Consider the following 19,012-nt stretch of genomic DNA (forward strand, 5'->3'; position numbering starts at 1 on the left):
CGGGCAGGTGATGCTGTTGCGGGGACGTTGTTTCAATTTAGTTATGGCTTGCGAATGGATTTGTTTCAAAACCGTTAATTCTCAATAATATACCGTTGCCTATGCAATGCCTGCATGGCTGATGCATGTTTAGACGCTCTGCTCAAACGCGGTTGTTGCCCCCAATTAGGCTGCAGTCGCCGCGGCTCTCCCCTCTCTCCCTCCCCGGGCCGCGGCGACATTCGCAAGGAGACGAGATATGCAACCGCAGAACAACCAGACGATCGACGCCGCGACGGCCAGCGTCCGTGTGAAGCCGAGCCGCCGTATGACCACCCCGCGTCCGACGGCGAACATGCCGCTGTTCCACGCATGGCGCCCGTAACGCGGGCCAGCGAAGAGGCGGGCGCTAGCCTGTAGGGCGTGACAGAACGAGAATCGGCCATCCGACGTTCTCGTCTGCGCCCGACAGAACAAGGCCCGCTTCTTCATAGGCGGCCTGTACAGCCGCCGCCTGATCCGCGAGCAGACCCGCCAGGATCAGCGTACCACTATCTGCCAAGGCTCCGGAAATATCCGCTGCCATGTGGATAAGCGGCTGCGCCAGAATATTTGCCAGGATCAGGTCATAGGGCGCCCGTTCCGACAGGGAAGGGTCCTGCAGCCCGTCGGCCACGACCAGCGCAATCTCGCCGGCACCGTCGCCCTCCCGCTCCGCATTGATGTCGATATTTTCCCGTGCCACATCGATGGAGCAGGGATCAATGTCGCTGGCGATGACGCGCGCGGTGGGAAACGCCTTCAACGCGCCCAGCGCCAGCAACGCCGTACCGGTTCCCAGGTCGAGAACGTTCTTCGGTGATGCCGACAGGCGGTCGATTGCCCGCAGGCAACCTGCCGTTGTCGGATGATGACCGGTACCGAATGCCTGACTCGCTTCGATCTGCAGGCCGATGGCGTCGGCGGGTCGTCGATCAGCATCCTTCGCGGCATGTACGAAGAACCGCCCGGCCCGTATCGGGTCCAGCCCGGTTTGGCTGAGCGTCACCCAATCCTCGTCAGGAAGCAACTCTACTACCGCGTCCACATTTGGCGATCTGGGCAGAAGCGTCCGCACCAACGCGACGAAGTCTCCGTCCGGCCTGTGCTCCAAATAGACGTCGAGCTGCAATTTCGCGGGGTCGTTTGGGTCGATCTCCACAATGGTCACGGCTGGTGGCGGGTCCATGTCGGCAAAGGCCGGGATATCCGCTTGCAACTCATCTGCATCGGCCTTTGCGACCGGGAAGGTCAGTTTCCAAGTTTCTGGCATGCCGCGCCTTATCGTGGGGATCGCAGCAGGAAAAGCATGATCAGGCGCGCAGGAAGGCGACCATGTCCTCTGCCAGTTTTTCATGATGGGTGGCGGTCAGGCCATGTGGGGCGCCGTCATATTCAATCAGCTTTGCATTGCTACCGATCATCTTCGCCGTCTGGCGGCTTGACACATCGATGGGGACGATCTTGTCGCCCGTCCCGTGCAGCACGAGTGTAGGGACGTTAAATGCTCTGAGATCGCTACGAAAATCCGTGTGAGCGAACGCATCGCCGCATGCCAGGGTGGCCCTGGGGCTGGCCATCATGGCCATCATCATCGTCCAATCCAGTGCAGCATCGCTAAGCGGGTGCTTGACCATGCCGATGCCATAGAAATCCTTGAAGAAGGAGCGAAGGAAGCCCGGGCGGTCATCCTTCAGGCCGTCGGTAATCTCCTTGAAAGTCTCCTCTGGAACACCATCGGGATTGTCGTCGGTTTTCAGCATGTAGGGAACGACGGAGGAAATCAGCATGGCCTTTTCGACGCCCTTGCCGCCATGGCGGGACATATAGCGGGCGACTTCGCCGCCACCCATGGAAAAGCCGGCGATCGTCGCTCTCGTCACGCCGCATCCGCTCATCACGTCTGCCAAATCGTCCGACAGCGTATCATAATCATACCCCTGCCATGGCTGTTCGGAACGTCCGAAGCCGCGCCTGTCGTAGGAGATGACGCGATAGCCTGCATTGGCGAGCGGTACGGCCTGATACTCCCAACTATCCGCGTTGAGGGGCCAGCCATGGATAAGGACGATCGTTCCTTCTGTCCCGCCGCTATTCCAGTCCTTTACGTAAAGGGAAGTTCCGTCGCGCGTTTCGATCATTGGCATGTGCCATTCCTTCCATCTGCTGGGACATTCGTTAACCAAACGAGCGGGACGCCTGCTTGTTTCGTCCATCGCCCCGATCGTCGCACCGTCCGAGGGGGTTGCGTCGATCTCGTCCTGAATAGATGGTGCCGCCTGAAATCAATTATCCGGGCCTGAACATGAGCGATCTTCGCACCTTCTATCCTCCGATCGAACCGTACGATGCAGGGATGCTGGACGTGGGCGATGGCCATAGTGTCTATTATGAGCGGAGTGGCACCAGGGGTGCGAAGCCGGTTGTATTTCTGCACGGGGGGCCGGGGGGAGGGTTCGCGCCAACCCATCGCCAATTGTTCGATCCGGCGCTTTACGACGTCATGCTGTTCGACCAGCGCGGGTGCGGCCGCTCTCGTCCGCACGCGGAGCTTCGCGCGAACACCACCTGGCGTCTGGTGGAGGATATTGAGCGGCTCCGGCGCCTGATGCAGGTCGACAAATGGCAGGTGTTCGGCGGCTCCTGGGGTTCGACGCTCGCCCTTGCATACGCCGAAACGCACCCGGAACGGGTCAGTGAACTGGTGCTGCGCGGCATCTATCTGCTGACGCCCGCAGAGATGCACTGGTATTATCAAATCGGTGCCTCCGAACTGTTTCCGGCGGAGTATGAGGCGCTGATCGCGCCGATTCCGTCAACTGAGCAGGGCGACATTCTGGGGGCTTATTATCGCCGGTTGACTGGTGATGACGAGGCGGTGCGGCTGAGCGCGGCAAAGTCATGGTCGGTGTGGGAAGGAAAGACGATTACCCTTCTGCCCGATCCGACTCTCGCCGATTCTTTCGAGGACGGCCATTTCGCGCTCGCCTTCGCACGGATCGAAACACATTATTTCACCAATGGCGGCTGGCTGGAGGAGAACCAGTTGTTGAGAGATGCCGGCAGGCTGGCGGATATCCCTGGAGTCATCGTTCACGGCCGGTACGACATGCCATGCCCGGCGTCGAACGCGTTCAAATTGCACAAGGCCTGGCCGAAATCCGAACTGCACCTGATCGAGGGGGCGGGCCACGCATTCAACGAACCCGGCATTCTGGATCGCCTGATCCGGGCAACCGACATGTATGCGGGGAAGGGCGGCTGAAATCAGGCCGCCCTTCTGGGGCTATTTCATGACCCAGCCATGGCTGACCAGAAAGGATTGGCCCGTCAGCGCATTGGTGTCGAAACCGGCCAGGAAGACGGCCATGTCGGCAACATCCTGAACCGTGGTAAACTCACCGTCGACCGTGGCGCCGAGCATGACATTCTTCACGACTTCCTTCTCGGTAATTCCAAGGTCACGCGCCTGTTCGGGAATTTGTTTATCGACGAGGGGTGTTCTGACGAAGCCGGGGCAGATCACATTCGATCGAACACCGTGCTTTGCGCCTTCCTTGGCCATAGTGCGGGCCAGGCCCAAAATGGCGTGTTTCGCCGACACATAGGCGGTTTTCAGGGGCGATGCCTCATGTGAGTGCACCGATCCCATATAGATCAGCGATCCGGATTTTTGCGGATACATATGTTTCACGGCGGCTTTGGTCGTCAGGAATGCGCCGCCCAGATGGATATCGATGATCTTCTGGAACTCTGCATAGGGGAAGTCCTCAATCGGGTGGACGATCTGCACGCCAGCGTTGGAGACCAACGTGTCGAGACGACCGAAGCGTTCAACGGCCGCATCGGTGGCACCGTTCACCTGATCCTCGTTCGTGACGTCCATTTCAAAGGGAGCAGCCTCTCCGCCGGCCTCTTCGATCATCTTCACCGTCTGCGCGGCACCGTCCATATCGATATCACAAATGGCGAGGCGGCCACCGGCCTTTGCCATTTCAATGGCAATTTCTCGCCCGATCCCCGAACCTGCGCCGGTGACGAGCGCGACATTATCCTTCAATTTTGCCATGGTGATGCGTCCTTCTTCAACATTCCAGCTTTTGCGTGCCGGCGCGGCGTTCCTGATGCGCGGGATCGGACAGATCGTAAACAGCAATTGCTTCCTCGGGCGGCGGGGGCGTCCGCCATTCGTCGCTGGCGAGCGTCGTGGCGGCGTCGGCGCGCCCCGCCTCCCAATGCTGCAACATAGACCCGCGTGAGAATTCGAAATCCTTCGACGCCCCACCCCATCCCTGGTGGCGATAGATCAGTTGCACGACAGAGATGGCATTCCACTCGGCCAGCTCCTCCGCTTCCTTGAACTCGGCGGAGGCGCGCACATCTTCGGGCAGCGCGTCCAGCACCCGCCGGAGCGTTGATTTCAACACATGGCGAGTACGAAACGCATCGGTATTCATGCGCGTGCGGCTGGAATAGACGATGTCCTTTCGCCGCTCCTCCACCTCCACCATGGTTTGCGGCAAATGGCCCCGTGCGGGAAACAGGTCGACCTGAAAGATCAGCGTGTCGCGGCGCGACCGGTTCATCACATAGCTGAGCGGGGTATTGGAGACGAGGCCGCCGTCCCAATAAAGCGTTCCATCGACCTCTACCGCAGGCAGGCCGGGCGGCAGCGCGCCGGACGCCATGACATGTTCCGCCTCTATGCGCATGTCGGACGTGTCGAAGAATGCGAAATTGCCTGTTTCGACCTGAACCGCGCCCAGGCTGACACGGATGTCGCCGTCGTTCAGCCGATCGAAATCGACAAATTCCAGCAAGGTCTGGTGAAGGGCGGAGCTGTCGTAGAAGCTGGTCGCTCCCTCCGCTCCAGGTGCCTGGAAAAACGGCGGGACCAGCCTTGGTTTAAAGAAATGCGGCGCGCCCATGACCAGGCTGCTCCACGTCGCGGTCAACGCCCTGATATGCTCGCTGAGTGTGTTGGTCCGGGTGGGGAAAAGTTCTGGCAGGCGGTTGGTGATTGTCTGCCAGAAATCTCGCAGCTTCGCGACGCGCTGGTCGGGTGGATTTCCCGCGATGATCGCGGAATTGATAGAACCGATGGAAATCCCCGCGAGCCATTGCGGCACCATGGCCGCACCGGCCAGCGCCTCATAGGCGCCCGCCTGATATGAGCCGAGCGCACCACCGCCCTGCAGAACGAGTGCTATCTGATCGTGAGAATGCCCCTTTGTCATAACCAGCGAACAGACCGGCGAAGCGATCGTTCCGGCGCTGAACCGCGGCATTTGGTGCCGGCCACGACAGGGGATAGCAGCTAACCGGACACCCGCGTGGCGCGAACCGGACAGACCAGAACCGGACTAACCGCACATTCCTGCGTGCGTGCGCGCGGCCACATGCGCGAATCTAAGGTCGACGATCGGACGGAACAGCAGCGAAAATGTGGAATTATCTCCTATTTCGCAACCGACACCGGCAATCGAACTGTCGATTTATCCTACAGCGTGTTTTTTCGGTACCGCCATCTTCATGCGCCGGCTGGCTCGACGAAGCTGTCCAACACACGCTTGCTGCCGGCCTTGTCGAATGAGATTTCCAGCTTGTTGCCTTCGATGCCGACGATCTCGCCATTGCCAAATTTCTGATGAAAGACGCGCTGGCCGATTTTCAGGTCGGTGCGGGCGCGCTGGCCGACGGTTACGCTGACGGGTTTCGATTCTATCTGATGCGTACCGCGCGGCACTTTTCCCATGGCGGCGGCGCGTTGCCAGCCCGGACCCCTGGTGCCGCGGCGCTCCACCTTTGCAAAGGGGTCCGCATCGTCGAGGGCGGCCCGCCACAGGCTGGCGCCGCCCGACATGGTGGTTTCCTGGTCGACATGATCCTCTGGCAGTTCGGCGACGAAGCGGCTGGGGATGCTGGACGTCCACTGACCATAGATGCGGCGATTGGCGGCGTGGGTAATCTGTGCGCGCTGTTTTGCGCGGGTAATGCCGACATAGGCGAGGCGGCGTTCCTCCTCCAGGCTCTTCGTCCCGCCCTCATCGAGGCTGCGCTGCGACGGGAAGACCCCCTCCTCCCAGCCGACGAGGAAAACATGATCATATTCAAGCCCCTTGGCGGCATGCAGCGTCATGATGGTCACCTTCGGCTCTTCCCGCGCGGCATCGTTTTCCATGACGAGCGCGACATGCTCCAGGAAGCTTTCCATGGAGTCGAAATCTTCCATGGCGCGGGTGAGCTCGTTCAGGTTTTCGACGCGCCCCTGCGCCTCCGCGCTGCGGTCGGCCTGCCACATGGCGATATAGCCGGATTCCTCCAATATGATTCGCGCCAGTTCCGCGTGAGGCAGGGTGCTTAATTGCTCGCGCCAGCGGCGGAAATCCTCGACCAGCTGGGCCAGCGCCTTGCGCCCGGCGCCGGGCAGATCGTTGGTCTGAACGATCCGCCCGGCCGCCACGGATAGCGGGACGCCTTCCGCGCGGGCTAGCTGGTGGACCTTTGCAATGCTCTTGTCGCCCAGGCCGCGCTTTGGCGTATTGACGATGCGTTCAAAGGCAAGATCGTCGGCTGGCTGGGCGAGCACGCGGAAATAGGCCAGCGCGTCGCGGATCTCCGCCCGCTCATAAAAGCGGAAGCCGCCGACGATGCGGTAGGGTAGCCCGATATAGATGAAGCGATCCTCGAACTCCCGCGTCTGGAACTGGGCGCGGACGAGAATGGCCACATCGTCCAGAGAGACGCCGCGGCGTCGCAGGGCTTCTATGTCTTCACCGACGCGGCGAGCCTCCTCCGGCCCGTCCCATACGCCGACGATCTTGACCGGCGAACCGGCGTCGTCCTCTGTCCAAAGGGTCTTGCCGAGGCGTCCCGAATTGCGGGAGATGAGGCCACCCGCCGCCGCGAGAATATTGCCGGTGGAGCGGTAATTCTGCTCCAGCTTCACGACGGTGGCGTCCTCGAAATCCTTGTCGAAGCGCAGGATGTTCGCGACCTCTGCCCCGCGCCAGGAATAGATGGACTGGTCATCGTCGCCGACGACGCAGATGTTGCGGTGTCCCTGTGCCATAAGGCGCAGCCAGAGATATTGGACGGTGTTGGTGTCCTGATATTCGTCGACCAGAATGTAGCGGAAACGCTGCTGATATTCCCGCAGCACATCGGGGTGGCGGCGAAAGATCGTCAGCGGCGCGAGCAGCAGATCGCCGAAATCGGCCGCGTTCAGCTCCCGCAGGCGGGCCTGGTAGGCGGTGTATAGCTGGGCGCCCTTGCCATCGGCATAGGCATAGCTTTCCTCTCGCGGCAAATCGGTGGGGTTGAGGCCGCCATTCTTCCACCTGTCGATCAGGCCGCCGAGCATTTTCGCCGGCCAGCGCTTTTCATCCACGCCGGCATCGCGGATCAGCTGCTTCAACAGGCGCAGCTGATCGTCCGTGTCGAGGATGGTGAAATTGGATTGCAGCCCGGCCAGCTCCGCATGTTTTCTGAGCATGCGGGCGCCGATGGAGTGAAACGTGCCGAGGTATCGCAGCCCCTCTACCATGTCGCCAATCATCGCGCGCATGCGTTCCCGCATTTCGCGCGCGGCCTTGTTTGTGAACGTCACCGCGAGGATCTCGGACGGCCATGCGCGCTGCGTGTAGATGATATGCGACAGCCGCGCTGTCAGTGCCCGCGTCTTGCCCGTGCCCGCGCCGGCCAGCATCAGGACCGGCCCCTCCGTCGTCAGTACGGCCTCCCGCTGGGGCGGATTGAGACCGTCCATATAAGGTGGCTCGGTGTTTTCTGGGGCAGGAACGGTCATGCTGATAAAGTGGGTCCGGTCGGGCACGGGGTCAACTCGGCGGCATAGAACACAGCGCGAACGAAGCGACAATGCGCGAAATCAGGCTGGTGCGCGCAGCAATGTGATCTTTGCCTTGCCGTAGGCCTTTTCAGCGACGGTCGTCAGGTCACCATGTTCCAGAACCTCCGCGCGTGATGTTTCGACTGCGAGCCAGGCATCGGGCGCCAGCCAGCCGCCGGTGGTCAAAGCGTGCAGCGTCGGCGCACTGGCGCCGCTATCATAAGGGGCATCGAGAAAGACGAGATCGAATCGGCGCGGGGCAACCGCCGGACGTGTGGCGTCGCGCTGCAGTACTTGCGCGTCGGCACCCAGGCGCGAGATATTCTGCTGCAGCAGGCGCACAGCCGCGGCATCGCGCTCTACAAACAGCGTGTGCGCCGCCCCGCGCGACAGCGCCTCCAGCCCGAGCGCGCCGGTGCCGGCAAAAAGATCGAGCACCTGCATGTCGGCAAAGGAGCCGATGCGGCTGGTCAGCATGGAAAACAGCGCTTCGCGCGCGCGGGCGGAGGTGGGCCGGGTGGCCAGACCCTCCGGTGCGAGCAGGGGTCTGCCACGCCATTTTCCCGCGATGTTCCGCACGCTGCCTTCGCCCCTCCGTCAGGGACGCCAGGGCGCTGCGGTCGGGTCCACAGCCGAATCGGCATCACCTTCGGCCTTGCCGCGCGTTGACTCCCACGCTGCCTGAACAGCCTGCTGGTTCAATTGCGCGATCTGGCCGACGGGCAAATCCTCCAGCTCGAAAGGGCCATAACCGGTGCGAATCAGGCGCGCGACCTGCAAGTCCAGATATTCCATGACGCGCCGGATTTCGCGATTCTTTCCCTCCGTCAGCGCGACGGACAACCAGGCATATTTGCCCGACTTTCGATCCAGATTCGCCTCTATGGAGCGGTAGCGGACGCCTTCTATAGTGACGCCGTCCGCCAGATGTTCGAGCGAATCCTGATGCACGTCGCCAAACACGCGGACGCGGTAGCGCCGCTCCACGCCGTGTTTCGGCAATTCGAGCGCGCGCTTCAATTCGCCGTCATTGGTAAAGATCAGCAGCCCCTCTGTATTATAGTCGAGGCGACCGACGGTGAGGAGGCGCGGCAGGTCGGGCGGCAGCAAGTCGTACACCGTTTTCCGCCCCTTCGGATCCTGTCCGGTGGTCAGGCAGCCGGCGGGCTTGTGGAACAGCCAGAGGGAGGTATTTCGTTTCTGCTGTAATGGTTTGCCGTCCAGCGTAACGCCGCTTAACGATGTCACGTTCAGGGCGGGGGATGTCAGCACCTTGCCATTGCGGGCGACGCGGCCCTCCGCGATCATGCGCTCCACCTCTCGCCGCGAGCCGGCGCCCGTGCGGGCCATCAATTTTGCAATGCGTTCACCGTCAGACATGATTTGATCCCTACGCCCAAACGCCGTATCACGCCACCTGCCGATGGCAGGCCCCCGTGGCGGAATTGGTAGACGCGCTCGACTCAAAATCGAGTTCCTACGGGATTGCCGGTTCGATTCCGGCCGGGGGTACCAGAATGCGCGGCGCGCCCGTGTCTGGACGAGTGCGCCGGACGTCCTTATTGTCCACCAGAAATCGTGTCCAAGCCAGGGGTGACCCACCAAATGTTGAAATTTCTGACGAAGTCCGTCGCCCCGATCGCGATCGTCGCGGCCCTTGCCGCGTGCGGTGAAGCAAATGACGGCGCCGCCACGGCGCCGACGGCGGGGGGCGATGCATCCGGTAGCGCCGCCGCAGCCCAGACAGGCGCGTCGGCGGAGAAGAGCTGGGTACGGACGATGACGAAGACCGCAGAAGGCGGATATCGCATCGGCAATCCGGATGCGCCGGTGAAGCTGGTAGAGTTCGGTTCGCTGAGCTGTTCGCACTGTGCCACATTCCACGAAGAGGCGATGCAGGAACTGAAGGGCGAATATATCGCGTCGGGCGACGTGTCGTATGAATTGCGGACGTTCGTCCTCAATCCGCCTGATCTGCTGGCGACTCTGCTGGCGCGGTGTTCCACCCCCGAAGCCTTCTTCGCATTGTCAGATGCGTTCTTTGAGAATCAGCAAAGCTGGTTCGAGCCGTTCACCCAGCTGACCGAAGCGCAGCAAAATGAGCTGCAGTCGATGGATCCGAAAGCGGGCCGCGTCCGTTTTGCCGAGATGGGGGAACTGGACGAGTTCGTTCGCGCGCGTGGCATTCCGGCATCGAAATTCCGGTCCTGCATCGATGACGAATCGGGCCTTGAGGAGCTGGATGGTATCCGGCAGTCCGCCATCGAGGACTATGAGCTGACGGGAACACCTACCTTTGTCCTGAACGGTGAGCGCATTGATGCGAACCGCTGGGATCAGGTGAAGACGGCGATCGACGGAGCGCTGTAGGACGGCGAATGCAGGCAAGCCCCCCGATCCCCAGGGCTGACAGCCGGTGAAATTCCGGCGCCTGCGCGTTTCCGGCTTCAAGTCGTTCGTCGACCCGGCGGAACTGCGTATAGAGGAGGGGCTGACGGGTGTCGTCGGCCCCAATGGCTGCGGCAAATCCAATTTGCTGGAGGCGATCAGGTGGGTCATGGGCGAAAGTTCGCCCAAAAGCCTGCGCGGCGGCGGCATGGAAGATGTCATCTTTGCCGGTACGGACCGCCGGCCCAGCCGCGACGTTGCGGAAGTGCAACTGAAACTGGACAATTCGGCCCGCAAGGCCCCCGCCCAGTTCAACGAATCCGATGAAATCGACGTCAGCCGCCATATCGAGCGCGACCTAGGCAGCGCCTATCGCATCAACGGACGCGATGTGCGGCAAAAGGATGTGCAATTGCTGTTCGCGGACGCCGCGACAGGCGCGCATTCCCCCGCCCTCGTCAGCCAGAATCGCATCGGCGCGATCATCAGTGCGAAACCGCAGGACCGGCGGCAGCTGCTTGAAGAAGCCGCGGGCATTTCCGGGCTGCACGTGCGCCGCAAGGATGCCGAGCAGCGCCTGAAGGCCGCGGAAACCAATCTCGACCGGCTGTCTGATCTGCTGAGCACGATGGAGGCGCAGGCCGCGTCGCTGCGCCGCCAAGCGCGCGCAGCCGAACGATATCAGCAAATATCGGAGCGCATCGCCCTGGCGGAGGGGATGCTGCTATTTGCGAAATGGCGGTCTGCCAAGGCGGATGCCGATGCGGCGCGCGAAGAACTGAACGGCCTGGCCCGGAAAGTGGAAAATGCGGTTCGCGATTCGGCGCGGCTGACGGCGCTGCAGGAGGAAGCGAAGTCCGGCTTGCCGGCGCTGCGCGCTGCGGAAGCGCACGCCGCCGCCCAGTTGCAGGCGCTGGCCCACCGGGCGGACACGCTGACTGCGGAACTACGGGATGTCGAACGGCGGCAGCGGGAGACGGGGGTCGCCATTCGTACCGCCGAAGCCGATATCGAACGGGAGGGGGAGGCGCACGCCGATGCACAGTCGGCCATGGCGCGGCTGGTCGCGGAGCGGGGGGAAATCGAGGCGCAGCTGGACGAAAACAGGGCCGCCATTCCAGAGGCCGAGGAGCGGGTTGCGCAGCTGGAGGCGGGCGCCGCCGAGAAAGAGGCGGCGCTGAGCGAGGCACTGACCGCGCATGCGGATGCCCGTGCCCGACGCCAAGCGGCAGTGGCGGCGGCATCGGCGGCGACGGACCGGCTGAAGCGGGCGGACGAGGATGTGGCGAAGGCGGCGGCAGCCTGGTCTGCGCTGGCACCCGTGGAGGCGCTGGTCGCCGAACAGGAAGAGGTCGAGCAGAAGCGTGTGAGTGCGGAGGCGGCGCTTTCCTCCGCTATCAGCGAGATCGAAACTGCTGAGGCCGCGCGGGAAAGCCGGGAAGCCGAAAAAGAGGATGCGCAGGCTGAGCTGGCGGCGGCACGCGCAAAATTGAGCGCGTTGAGGGCGGAACGGGATAGTCTGCAGCGTTTGACCCGCAGCGAGGAGAGTGCCGCGACGGCGCCGTTGATCGATGCCGTCATAGTCGCGGAAGGATATGAAGCCGCCTTCGCCGCTGCGTTTGCGCACGTAGCGCAGGCGGATCTGGAGGGAGACGCGGCGCGGCTGCAATGGCGGTCGCCCGGAAATGCGGCAGATGACCCTGTGTTGCCGTCATTTGCCCATCCGCTGGCCAAACATGTCGATGCGCCGGAGCAACTCGCGCGTCGCCTGGCGCAGATCGGTGTCATCGACGAAGCCCCCGAGCCGGCAATCGTCGCCCAGCTGGCGGCGGGGCAGTCGCTGGTAATGCGCGATGGCAGATTATGGCGATGGGACGGTCTGGTCGCCGCGCCTGACGACAGCGATGACACGGCGAGCCTGCTGGCGCGGAGAAACCGCCTGAAGGTGCTGGAGCAGGCTCTGCCCGGCGCGGAACAGACCGAAGTCGACGCGACCGCGAAGGTAGAAGCCTTGCGGGCCGATCTGGCTGAAATGGCCGATGCAATTGCCGCCGCACGCCGCGCCCGCGTCGATGCCGAACAGGCCCGCAGTGCGGCAGGTAGTCGCCTGGCGCAGCTGGAGGGGAAGATCGAGCGCGCCCGGGCACAGGCCGATGCCGCAGAGGATCGGCACAAAAGGGCGCTGACCGAAAAAGACGAAGCCGCAAATGCCGCGTCGAGCGCATCGGCGGCGGTGGAGGCGTTGCCCGGTCTGGATGGGCTGGCAATCGCCGCGGAGGAGGCACGCCGCGCCTCTGAGTCGCTGCGCGCGAAGCTGGCCCAGTCCCGCGCCGACCATGTCACCCTGCTGCGCGGGCTTTCCGGCGGGGAGGCGCGCCTGAACGCCATTGCCGCGGAAAGTGCCGACTGGACGCGCCGCCTGGAAACCAGCGGCGCGCAGACGCATGCGCTCGCGGAGCGGATGAATTCCGCACGCGAGACGCTGGCAAGGCTCGCCGCACGACCGCCGGAGATCGAGGCGGCGCAGGTCGAGCTGACGGGGGAGCGGCAGGCTGCAGAGGCGCGGCGGCAGCAGGCGGCGGACGTGCTGGCGCAGGCAGAACGTGCGGCATCGCTGTACGATACAGATGCACGCGAGGCGGCCGAGCTGATGGCGGAACTGAAGGAAAGCCGTGGCCGCATCGAGGCACAGGCCGAAAACCACGATCAGCGGCGGATGGAATTCGCGCGTACCGCGGCTGAGAAATTTCGCGGCCCCCCACATATCCTGCCCGCAAAACTGGGGTTCGACGAGGATGAGGTCGACGATCAGGAGACCGTGTCAGCAGCGCTGTCGAAACTGCAGACGGAGCGGGAGCGCATGGGACCGGTCAATCTGCGCGCCGAGACCGAACTGGCGGAGATACGCGGGGAGCTGGACGCGTCCAATGCGGAGAGCGAGGACCTGCATGCGGCGATCGCACGCCTGCGCGGGTCCATCGGGGCGCTGAACCGCGAAGGCCGGGCACGCCTGCTGACCGCGTTCGAAGAGGTCGACCGGCATTTCCGCAGCCTGTTCAGCGGGCTGTTCGGTGGCGGTGAAGCGCGGCTGGAGCTGGTTGAATCCGACGATCCATTGCAGGCCGGCCTGGAAATCATGGCGCAGCCACCGGGAAAGAAATTACAGTCGATGAGCCTTTTGTCGGGCGGCGAACAGGCATTGACCGCCGTTGCGCTGATCTTTGCAATCTTTCTGACCAATCCCGCGCCCATCTGCGTGCTGGACGAAGTGGATGCGCCGCTGGATGATGCGAATATCGAACGATTCTGCGATTTGCTGGACCGTATGACCACGCTGACCAACACGCGGTTCCTGATCGTCACGCATAATGCGGTCACGATGAGCCGCATGCACCGTCTATACGGTGTGACCATGGCGGAGCGGGGCGTCAGCCAGCTGGTCAGCGTCGATCTGGGCGGGGCGGAGACCCTGCTGGCGGCGGAATAGAGCCACAGGCTGCGCCAGCTTGAAAAGGCGCGGAACCTTCCTACTTCAACCACTTGACCGAATAAGACCGGGAAAGCGAAAGATGGCGACGGGTTGGGCGCGCGATGGCGCGGTACAGGACCAGATAGACGATACGGTGAAGGATGCCGTCACCGCTGCGCGCGCGCGGATTGGCGGCGGCGAGAGCCGTGAATTCTGTGAGGATTGCGGAGAGCCGATCCCCGAACGCCGACGTGCCGCCCTTGCAGGCGTTCGCACCTGCGTCGCCTGTCAATCGGTACGCGACAGCGATCGGCGTGCCAGCGGCATCAATCGCCGTGGCAGCAAGGACAGCCAGCTGCGCTAGGTCAGCTGCGCCGTAAAAGCGGGCGCAGGCGGGCAGGTGCCCCCGTACCTATCGAACGAAACTGGCGCCGTTGACGTCTATCACTGACCCGGTCATCGATGCTGGTGCCTCCAGCGCGAGATAGCGGACGAGAGATGCCACCTCCTCTGGATCGGCGACGCGACCAAGCGGGATGTCGGCAAGCAATTTTTCACCGCCGCGCGAGGCAAGATAATCCTCTGCCATGCCCGTCATCACATATCCCGGCGTGACGGTGTAGACGAGGATCTCCTCCGCCGCCAATCCACGTGCGAGCGTCTTTGACAAGCCGACAAGACCGGCCTTTGCGGCGGCATAATGGCCATATTGAATGCCATCGCCGCGATAGGCGGCCCGGCTGGCGATGTTGACGATCCGTCCGCCCACGCCGCGTTCCCGCCAATGGGCGATTGCCAGACGGCAGAGGTCCGCCGGTGCCTGCAGATTGATGGCGAGGCCACGCGCCCAGCCCGTCGACCAGTCGGCATCGTCTGCATCGAGCGGCACCTGGTCGAACAGTCCGGCATTATTGACGAGAACGTCAATCTGGCCGCCGGCGGCGTCGACGGCGGCGTCCCACAGCGACGCCACGGCCTGTGGATCGGTGAAATCCCCCCCCAGGATTCCGTCGCCATCGCGGGTGCCGTGCCGGATGACGGTTTCCGATGCCAGTCCGTCGGCAATGGCGACGCCGATTCCGCGTGTGGAGCCCGTTACTAGAATTCTTTTTGCCATCAGCGTTCTCCTCGGTTCGTCGTTCGCGGGTTTCGGCCCCGGCGCAGCTACAAAGACAAACGCGGGGCGTAAACAGCTGATGTTTTGCGCCGATGCTACCCGAACTCGATGCCGTATGTTAATCAAAGGGGTGCTTTACTGCTTGGTGGCAGGCCGCGTGCGGAACTGCACATGGCGAACGGCTTTGGCAGAGGGCGAGTTTTTGGAAATGAATCTGATCGCTGAGGATGACGAGGAAAGGGGGCCCGCTCTATCAGAGGCCGGGGCAGCGCCGGGCGGTGCCTTGGCTGCGAAGCCTGCCGCCTCTCGCCGGGTGGAGAGCCGCCGCATCGCGCATCGCCGTGACCGGCTGCTCAGCGCCCTGAACCTGATCACCGCGATGGCCCTGCTGCTTGCCCTGCCATTTGCGCTGCAGGCGGGATCCGCCTTTTTCCTGCCGCTGACCACGGGCCTGACGCTGGGGCTGATGCTTGTTCCATTGCAGATGAAGCTGGAGCGTTTTCTGCCCAGCGTCGTCGCGGCAGTGACGAACCTGGTGTTGTGCCTGGGGGTTGTGTCGGCGATCAGCTATATCATCCTGACGCCCGCGCTCGTGTGGCTGAACGATCTGCCGTCGCGCATGTACAATGTGCGGACCAATCTCGATCCTCTTCTGGATCTGTTCGACAGCGTCGATCAGTCCGTGGACCGGCTGTCGCGCGAGTTGGGCGTCAACACGTCTGCAGGGCAGGAACCGACGATGGTGGTGGATGCGCCGCGTTCGGTGTTCGAGGCGGCGTCCACTGCGGCGCCCAGTGCGATCATTCAGACCTTCTTCGCGCTTTTGATCATGGTGTTCTTCCTGTCCAGCTTTAGCCGGATGCGCGGCGCCCTGATGCGCAGCGCCGACACGAAACTGGGCGGCGACACCGCGAACCGGCTGCTTAGCGACGTTGCCAGCGATACCGGCCGCTATGTCGGCATGATTTCCATCATCAATATCATTCTGGGCATCGTGGTGACGGGCATTTTCTGGGCTTTGGGCGTCGAGACGCCGTGGATGTGGGGCGGCCTTGCGGCGCTGTTGAATTTCGTGCCCTATGCGGGGCCAGTGGTGTTCTTTTTCCTGGCCATTCTGGGCGGGATGACGGTTGCGACGGACCCGCTGGCGGGCATGATACCGGCGCTCGCTTATCTGGGCATCAATCTGGCCGAGGCCTATGTCTTGACCCCGCTGATCCTGGGGCGGAAATTTCTGGTCAATCCCCTCCTTATCATGGTGGCGCTCAGTTTTTGGGGATGGGTCTGGGGAACCGTCGGGGCGCTGCTGTCGGTGCCCCTGCTGATCATCACGAAGTCCCTGATCGAGCGCATTGGCGGCCCGAATATTGCAGGCTTTCTGCTGGACCAGACGACGCTGATCCGCGAGAGTCCCGGCCGTCAGCGCCGTAATCTGGACAGGGAGCCGTCATGACAGTTCTGAGAACGCCTGAAAGTCGGTTCGAAGGGCTGGCAGGCTTCGACCATTCGCCGCATTTTACGGAAATAGAGGATGAGGCGCTGGGGACGATCCGCATCGCTCATGTCGCGGCGGGTCCGAAGGACGGGCCGGTTGTCCTGTTGCTGCATGGGGAACCCAGCTGGTCATATTTGTACCGCGACATGATCCCGCCGCTGGCGAAGGCCGGCGCGCGCGTTCTGGCGCCCGACCTGGTCGGCTTTGGCCGCTCCGACAAGCCGGACCGCATTGACGATTACAGCTATGCCAAACATGTCGCGTGGATGCAGGCATGGTTCGACAAGCAGAAGATCGGTAACGTGACGCTGTTCTGCCAGGACTGGGGCGGGCTGATCGGCCTGCGGCTGGTTGCGGCACAGCCCGATGCCTTCGCCGCCGTCGCCGCGTCCAATACCTTCCTCCCGACGGGGGATCGGGAACCGTCCGAAGCCTTCCTGAAGTGGCGGGGCTATTCCCAGAAAATTCCCGAGTTCGATTCGGGGCAGATCATTCAGGGCGCCACCGTGAGCGACCTGAGCGCCGAAATCGTCGCCGCCTATAATGCGCCTTTTCCAGACGATAGTTTCAAGGCCGGCGCGCGCGTTTTTCCGATGTTGGTGCCGATCAGTGCCGATGATCCCGAATCGGCGGCCAATCGACAAGCGTGGGAGGTCCTGGAATCTTTCGAAAAGCCGTTTCTGACCCTGTTTGGCGACAGCGATCCGGTCACCCGGGGCGGCGATCAATTGTTTCGCGCCAAGATACCGGGATGTGCGGGACAGCCGCACCAGATCGTCGAAAAGGGGGGCCATTTCATTCAGGAAGACGCCGCTCCGCAGCTTGCAGAAGCAATCATTTCACTGATGCAGCTGAAATAGGCGTTCGACCGCTTGACAGATTCGGGTGCGCCTCATAGGGACGCGCCTTCGCTTCACCGCCCAGCGCGGTGTATGCGACCCCAGGATGCGCGGGTGTAGCTCAGTTGGTTAGAGCGCCGGCCTGTCACGCCGGAGGCCGCGGGTTCAAGTCCCGTCACTCGCGCCATCCTTTCCCTTTCATTTTGCCGCATTGCCCGCCGCCATGGCGCGGCTAATCGGCATGGCATGAAGCTTGTCTATATTCTCGGCGATCAGCTGACTCGTACGCTTGCGAGCCTGCGGGGATGCCGCAAGGACGACACCATCATTCTGATGGCGGAACTCGACGAGGAAACCACCTATGTCGGCCACCACAAGCAGAAACTGATCTTTATCCTTAGCGCGATGCGGCACTTTGCCGAGGAATTGCGCGCGGACGGCTGGTCGGTGGACTATGTCGACCTGGAGGCGCCCGGAAACAGCGGGACGTTCAGCGGCGAACTGGCGCGGGCGCTGGAGCGGCACCGCGTCGACGAAGTACGTGTCGTAAAGCCCGGCGAACGGCGCGTGCAGGCGGCCATGGATGAATGGTCGGGCAAGTTCGACGTATCCATTCGTTTCTTCGACGATGATCGCTTCGTCTGCTCGTTGGCGGAGTTCAACGACTGGGCGGAGGGCAGGTCCGCACTGACGATGGAATATTTCTATCGGCAGATGCGGCGCAAAACCGGCCTGTTGCTCGACGGGGAGGCCGAACCCCTTGGCGGGCGCTGGAATTACGACAAGGACAATCGCAAGCCCGCCAAGCCCGACATGTTCATGCCGCAAGCGCTGCGCTTTGCGCCGGATGACGCGACCAAGGCCGTCATGGGCATGGTCGCGCGCCGCTTCCCAGACAATGTCGGCAAGCTGGAGCCGTTCGGATTTGCGGTGACGCGCGCCGATGCGGAAAAGGTGGTGGATCATTTCATCACTCATGCTCTGCCGCGCTTCGGCGATTTTCAGGATGCCATGCTGACCGGCGAGGCCTTCCTGTATCACGCGGTCATATCGCCCTATCTGAATATCGGGCTGCTCGACCCGCTCGACCTCTGCCGCCGGGTGGAGGCCGAATATGTGGCGGGCAGGGCGCCCCTGAACGCAGTAGAGGGATTTGTCCGCCAGATCATTGGCTGGCGGGAGTTCGTGCGCGGCATCTACTGGCGGGAAATGCCGGATTATGTGACGCGCAACTTCCTGGCGGCAGACCGGCCACTGCCACCCTTTTACTGGACCGGCGAGACCGACATGCACTGTCTGGCGGAGGCGATTGGCCAGACACTGGATCACGCCTATGCGCATCATATTCAGCGTTTGATGGTCACGGGCAATTTCGCCCTTCTGATCGGCGCCGACCCGCGGCAGGTGCATGAATGGTATCTGGAAGTTTATGCCGACGCCTATGAGTGGGTGGAGCTGCCCAATACGCTGGGCATGAGCCAGTTTGGTGATGGTGGTCTGCTGGGAACAAAGCCCTATGCGGCGTCAGGCGCCTATATCGACCGAATGTCGGATTATTGCACAAGCTGCCGCTATGATGTGACGGAAAAAACAGGTGAAAATGCGTGCCCATTCAACACGCTCTACTGGCACTTTCTGGACCGGAACCGGCAGAAGCTGAAAGGCAACCGGCGGCTGGCCATGCCCTACGCGACCTGGGACAAGATGGAGCCGTCGCGGCGCCGGCAATATTTGGAACGGGCGGAAAGCTTCCTCGCAAGCCTGTAGGGACCGCCCAGGCTTCGTGTCGCCAAGGGTCGATGCCTTGACGCGCGCCATTGCGAATTGGGCAGCGGTA

Annotated in this window: 16 protein-coding genes and 2 tRNA genes; 10 read left to right on the plus strand and 8 right to left on the minus strand. The window is 62.6% G+C overall.

The window, feature by feature from the left end:
* Nucleotides 1–238: 238 nt before the first annotated feature.
* Nucleotides 239–364 carry a hypothetical protein gene (locus ACSMXM_RS01815; protein WP_460313447.1) on the plus strand — a complete coding sequence of 42 codons (126 nt, stop codon included), beginning with the start codon at nucleotides 239–241 and terminating at the stop codon, nucleotides 362–364.
* Nucleotides 365–388: 24 nt separating this feature from the next.
* Here ACSMXM_RS01815 and ACSMXM_RS01820 read toward each other — a convergent pair whose 3' ends face one another.
* Nucleotides 389–1,291: a 50S ribosomal protein L11 methyltransferase gene (locus ACSMXM_RS01820; RefSeq protein ID WP_460313449.1), complete on the minus strand. Its 903-nt coding sequence runs from the start codon at nucleotides 1,289–1,291 to the stop codon at nucleotides 389–391.
* 40 nt (nucleotides 1,292–1,331) lie between these two features.
* Complete coding sequence (locus ACSMXM_RS01825; protein WP_460313450.1) at nucleotides 1,332–2,165, minus strand: alpha/beta fold hydrolase; 834 nt, start codon at nucleotides 2,163–2,165, stop codon at nucleotides 1,332–1,334.
* Nucleotides 2,166–2,323: 158 nt separating this feature from the next.
* On the opposite strand from ACSMXM_RS01825, the gene pip reads away from it, so the two are divergent.
* Nucleotides 2,324–3,283, plus strand: a complete 960-nt coding sequence (gene pip, locus ACSMXM_RS01830; protein ID WP_460313452.1) for a prolyl aminopeptidase — start codon at nucleotides 2,324–2,326, stop codon at nucleotides 3,281–3,283.
* A gap of 21 nt (nucleotides 3,284–3,304) precedes the next feature.
* Here the strand turns inward: pip and ACSMXM_RS01835 are convergent, their stop codons facing one another.
* The 5 genes from ACSMXM_RS01835 to ACSMXM_RS01855 form a co-directional block, all read right to left on the minus strand.
* Nucleotides 3,305–4,087 carry a 3-hydroxybutyrate dehydrogenase gene (locus ACSMXM_RS01835; RefSeq protein WP_460313454.1) on the minus strand — a complete coding sequence of 261 codons (783 nt, stop codon included), beginning with the start codon at nucleotides 4,085–4,087 and terminating at the stop codon, nucleotides 3,305–3,307.
* A 16-nt stretch (nucleotides 4,088–4,103) separates the two neighbouring features.
* Nucleotides 4,104–5,306, minus strand: a complete 1,203-nt coding sequence (locus tag ACSMXM_RS01840; protein ID WP_460313456.1) for a patatin-like phospholipase family protein — start codon at nucleotides 5,304–5,306, stop codon at nucleotides 4,104–4,106.
* 242 nt (nucleotides 5,307–5,548) lie between these two features.
* On the minus strand, nucleotides 5,549–7,825 hold the full coding sequence (locus ACSMXM_RS01845) for an ATP-dependent helicase (protein WP_460313457.1): 2,277 nt from the start codon (nucleotides 7,823–7,825) through the stop codon (nucleotides 5,549–5,551).
* Between the two features lie 81 nt (nucleotides 7,826–7,906).
* Nucleotides 7,907–8,446 carry a 16S rRNA (guanine(966)-N(2))-methyltransferase RsmD gene (rsmD, locus tag ACSMXM_RS01850; RefSeq protein ID WP_460313459.1) on the minus strand — a complete coding sequence of 180 codons (540 nt, stop codon included), beginning with the start codon at nucleotides 8,444–8,446 and terminating at the stop codon, nucleotides 7,907–7,909.
* Nucleotides 8,447–8,464: 18 nt separating this feature from the next.
* Nucleotides 8,465–9,247 (minus strand): pseudouridine synthase, encoded by a 783-nt coding sequence (locus ACSMXM_RS01855; RefSeq protein WP_460313461.1) that lies wholly within the window; start codon nucleotides 9,245–9,247, stop codon nucleotides 8,465–8,467.
* 50 nt (nucleotides 9,248–9,297) lie between these two features.
* Here ACSMXM_RS01855 and ACSMXM_RS01860 point away from each other — a divergent pair.
* The 4 genes from ACSMXM_RS01860 to ACSMXM_RS01875 all read left to right on the plus strand — a co-directional run bounded on the left by ACSMXM_RS01860 (nucleotide 9,298) and on the right by ACSMXM_RS01875 (nucleotide 14,088).
* A tRNA-Leu gene (locus tag ACSMXM_RS01860) sits at nucleotides 9,298–9,382 on the plus strand.
* A 90-nt stretch (nucleotides 9,383–9,472) separates the two neighbouring features.
* On the plus strand, nucleotides 9,473–10,237 hold the full coding sequence (locus ACSMXM_RS01865; protein ID WP_460313463.1) for a thioredoxin domain-containing protein: 765 nt from the start codon (nucleotides 9,473–9,475) through the stop codon (nucleotides 10,235–10,237).
* A gap of 46 nt (nucleotides 10,238–10,283) precedes the next feature.
* Entirely contained in the window at nucleotides 10,284–13,742 is a 3,459-nt protein-coding gene (smc, locus tag ACSMXM_RS01870) for a chromosome segregation protein SMC (RefSeq protein ID WP_460313464.1), read from the plus strand.
* Nucleotides 13,743–13,824: 82 nt separating this feature from the next.
* Nucleotides 13,825–14,088 (plus strand): DksA/TraR family C4-type zinc finger protein, encoded by a 264-nt coding sequence (locus ACSMXM_RS01875; protein ID WP_460313465.1) that lies wholly within the window; start codon nucleotides 13,825–13,827, stop codon nucleotides 14,086–14,088.
* Nucleotides 14,089–14,136: 48 nt separating this feature from the next.
* Here ACSMXM_RS01875 and ACSMXM_RS01880 read toward each other — a convergent pair whose 3' ends face one another.
* Nucleotides 14,137–14,841 carry an SDR family NAD(P)-dependent oxidoreductase gene (locus ACSMXM_RS01880; protein WP_460313467.1) on the minus strand — a complete coding sequence of 235 codons (705 nt, stop codon included), beginning with the start codon at nucleotides 14,839–14,841 and terminating at the stop codon, nucleotides 14,137–14,139.
* Nucleotides 14,842–15,049: 208 nt separating this feature from the next.
* Here ACSMXM_RS01880 and ACSMXM_RS01885 point away from each other — a divergent pair, with 208 nt between their 5' ends.
* The 4 genes from ACSMXM_RS01885 to ACSMXM_RS01900 all read left to right on the plus strand — a co-directional run bounded on the left by ACSMXM_RS01885 (nucleotide 15,050) and on the right by ACSMXM_RS01900 (nucleotide 18,942).
* Nucleotides 15,050–16,294 (plus strand): AI-2E family transporter, encoded by a 1,245-nt coding sequence (locus tag ACSMXM_RS01885; RefSeq protein ID WP_460313468.1) that lies wholly within the window; start codon nucleotides 15,050–15,052, stop codon nucleotides 16,292–16,294.
* Nucleotides 16,291–17,196 (plus strand): haloalkane dehalogenase, encoded by a 906-nt coding sequence (locus tag ACSMXM_RS01890; protein ID WP_460313469.1) that lies wholly within the window; start codon nucleotides 16,291–16,293, stop codon nucleotides 17,194–17,196. The genes ACSMXM_RS01885 and ACSMXM_RS01890 overlap by 4 nt, the downstream gene beginning before the upstream one ends.
* 89 nt (nucleotides 17,197–17,285) lie before the next feature.
* Nucleotides 17,286–17,362 (plus strand) — tRNA-Asp (locus ACSMXM_RS01895).
* A 59-nt stretch (nucleotides 17,363–17,421) separates the two neighbouring features.
* A complete protein-coding gene (locus tag ACSMXM_RS01900) occupies nucleotides 17,422–18,942 on the plus strand; it encodes a cryptochrome/photolyase family protein (RefSeq protein WP_460313470.1) in 1,521 nt (506 codons plus the stop codon).
* Nucleotides 18,943–19,012: the final 70 nt, after the last annotated feature.

It is taken from the genome of Pacificimonas sp. ICDLI1SI03 (assembly GCF_054740865.1).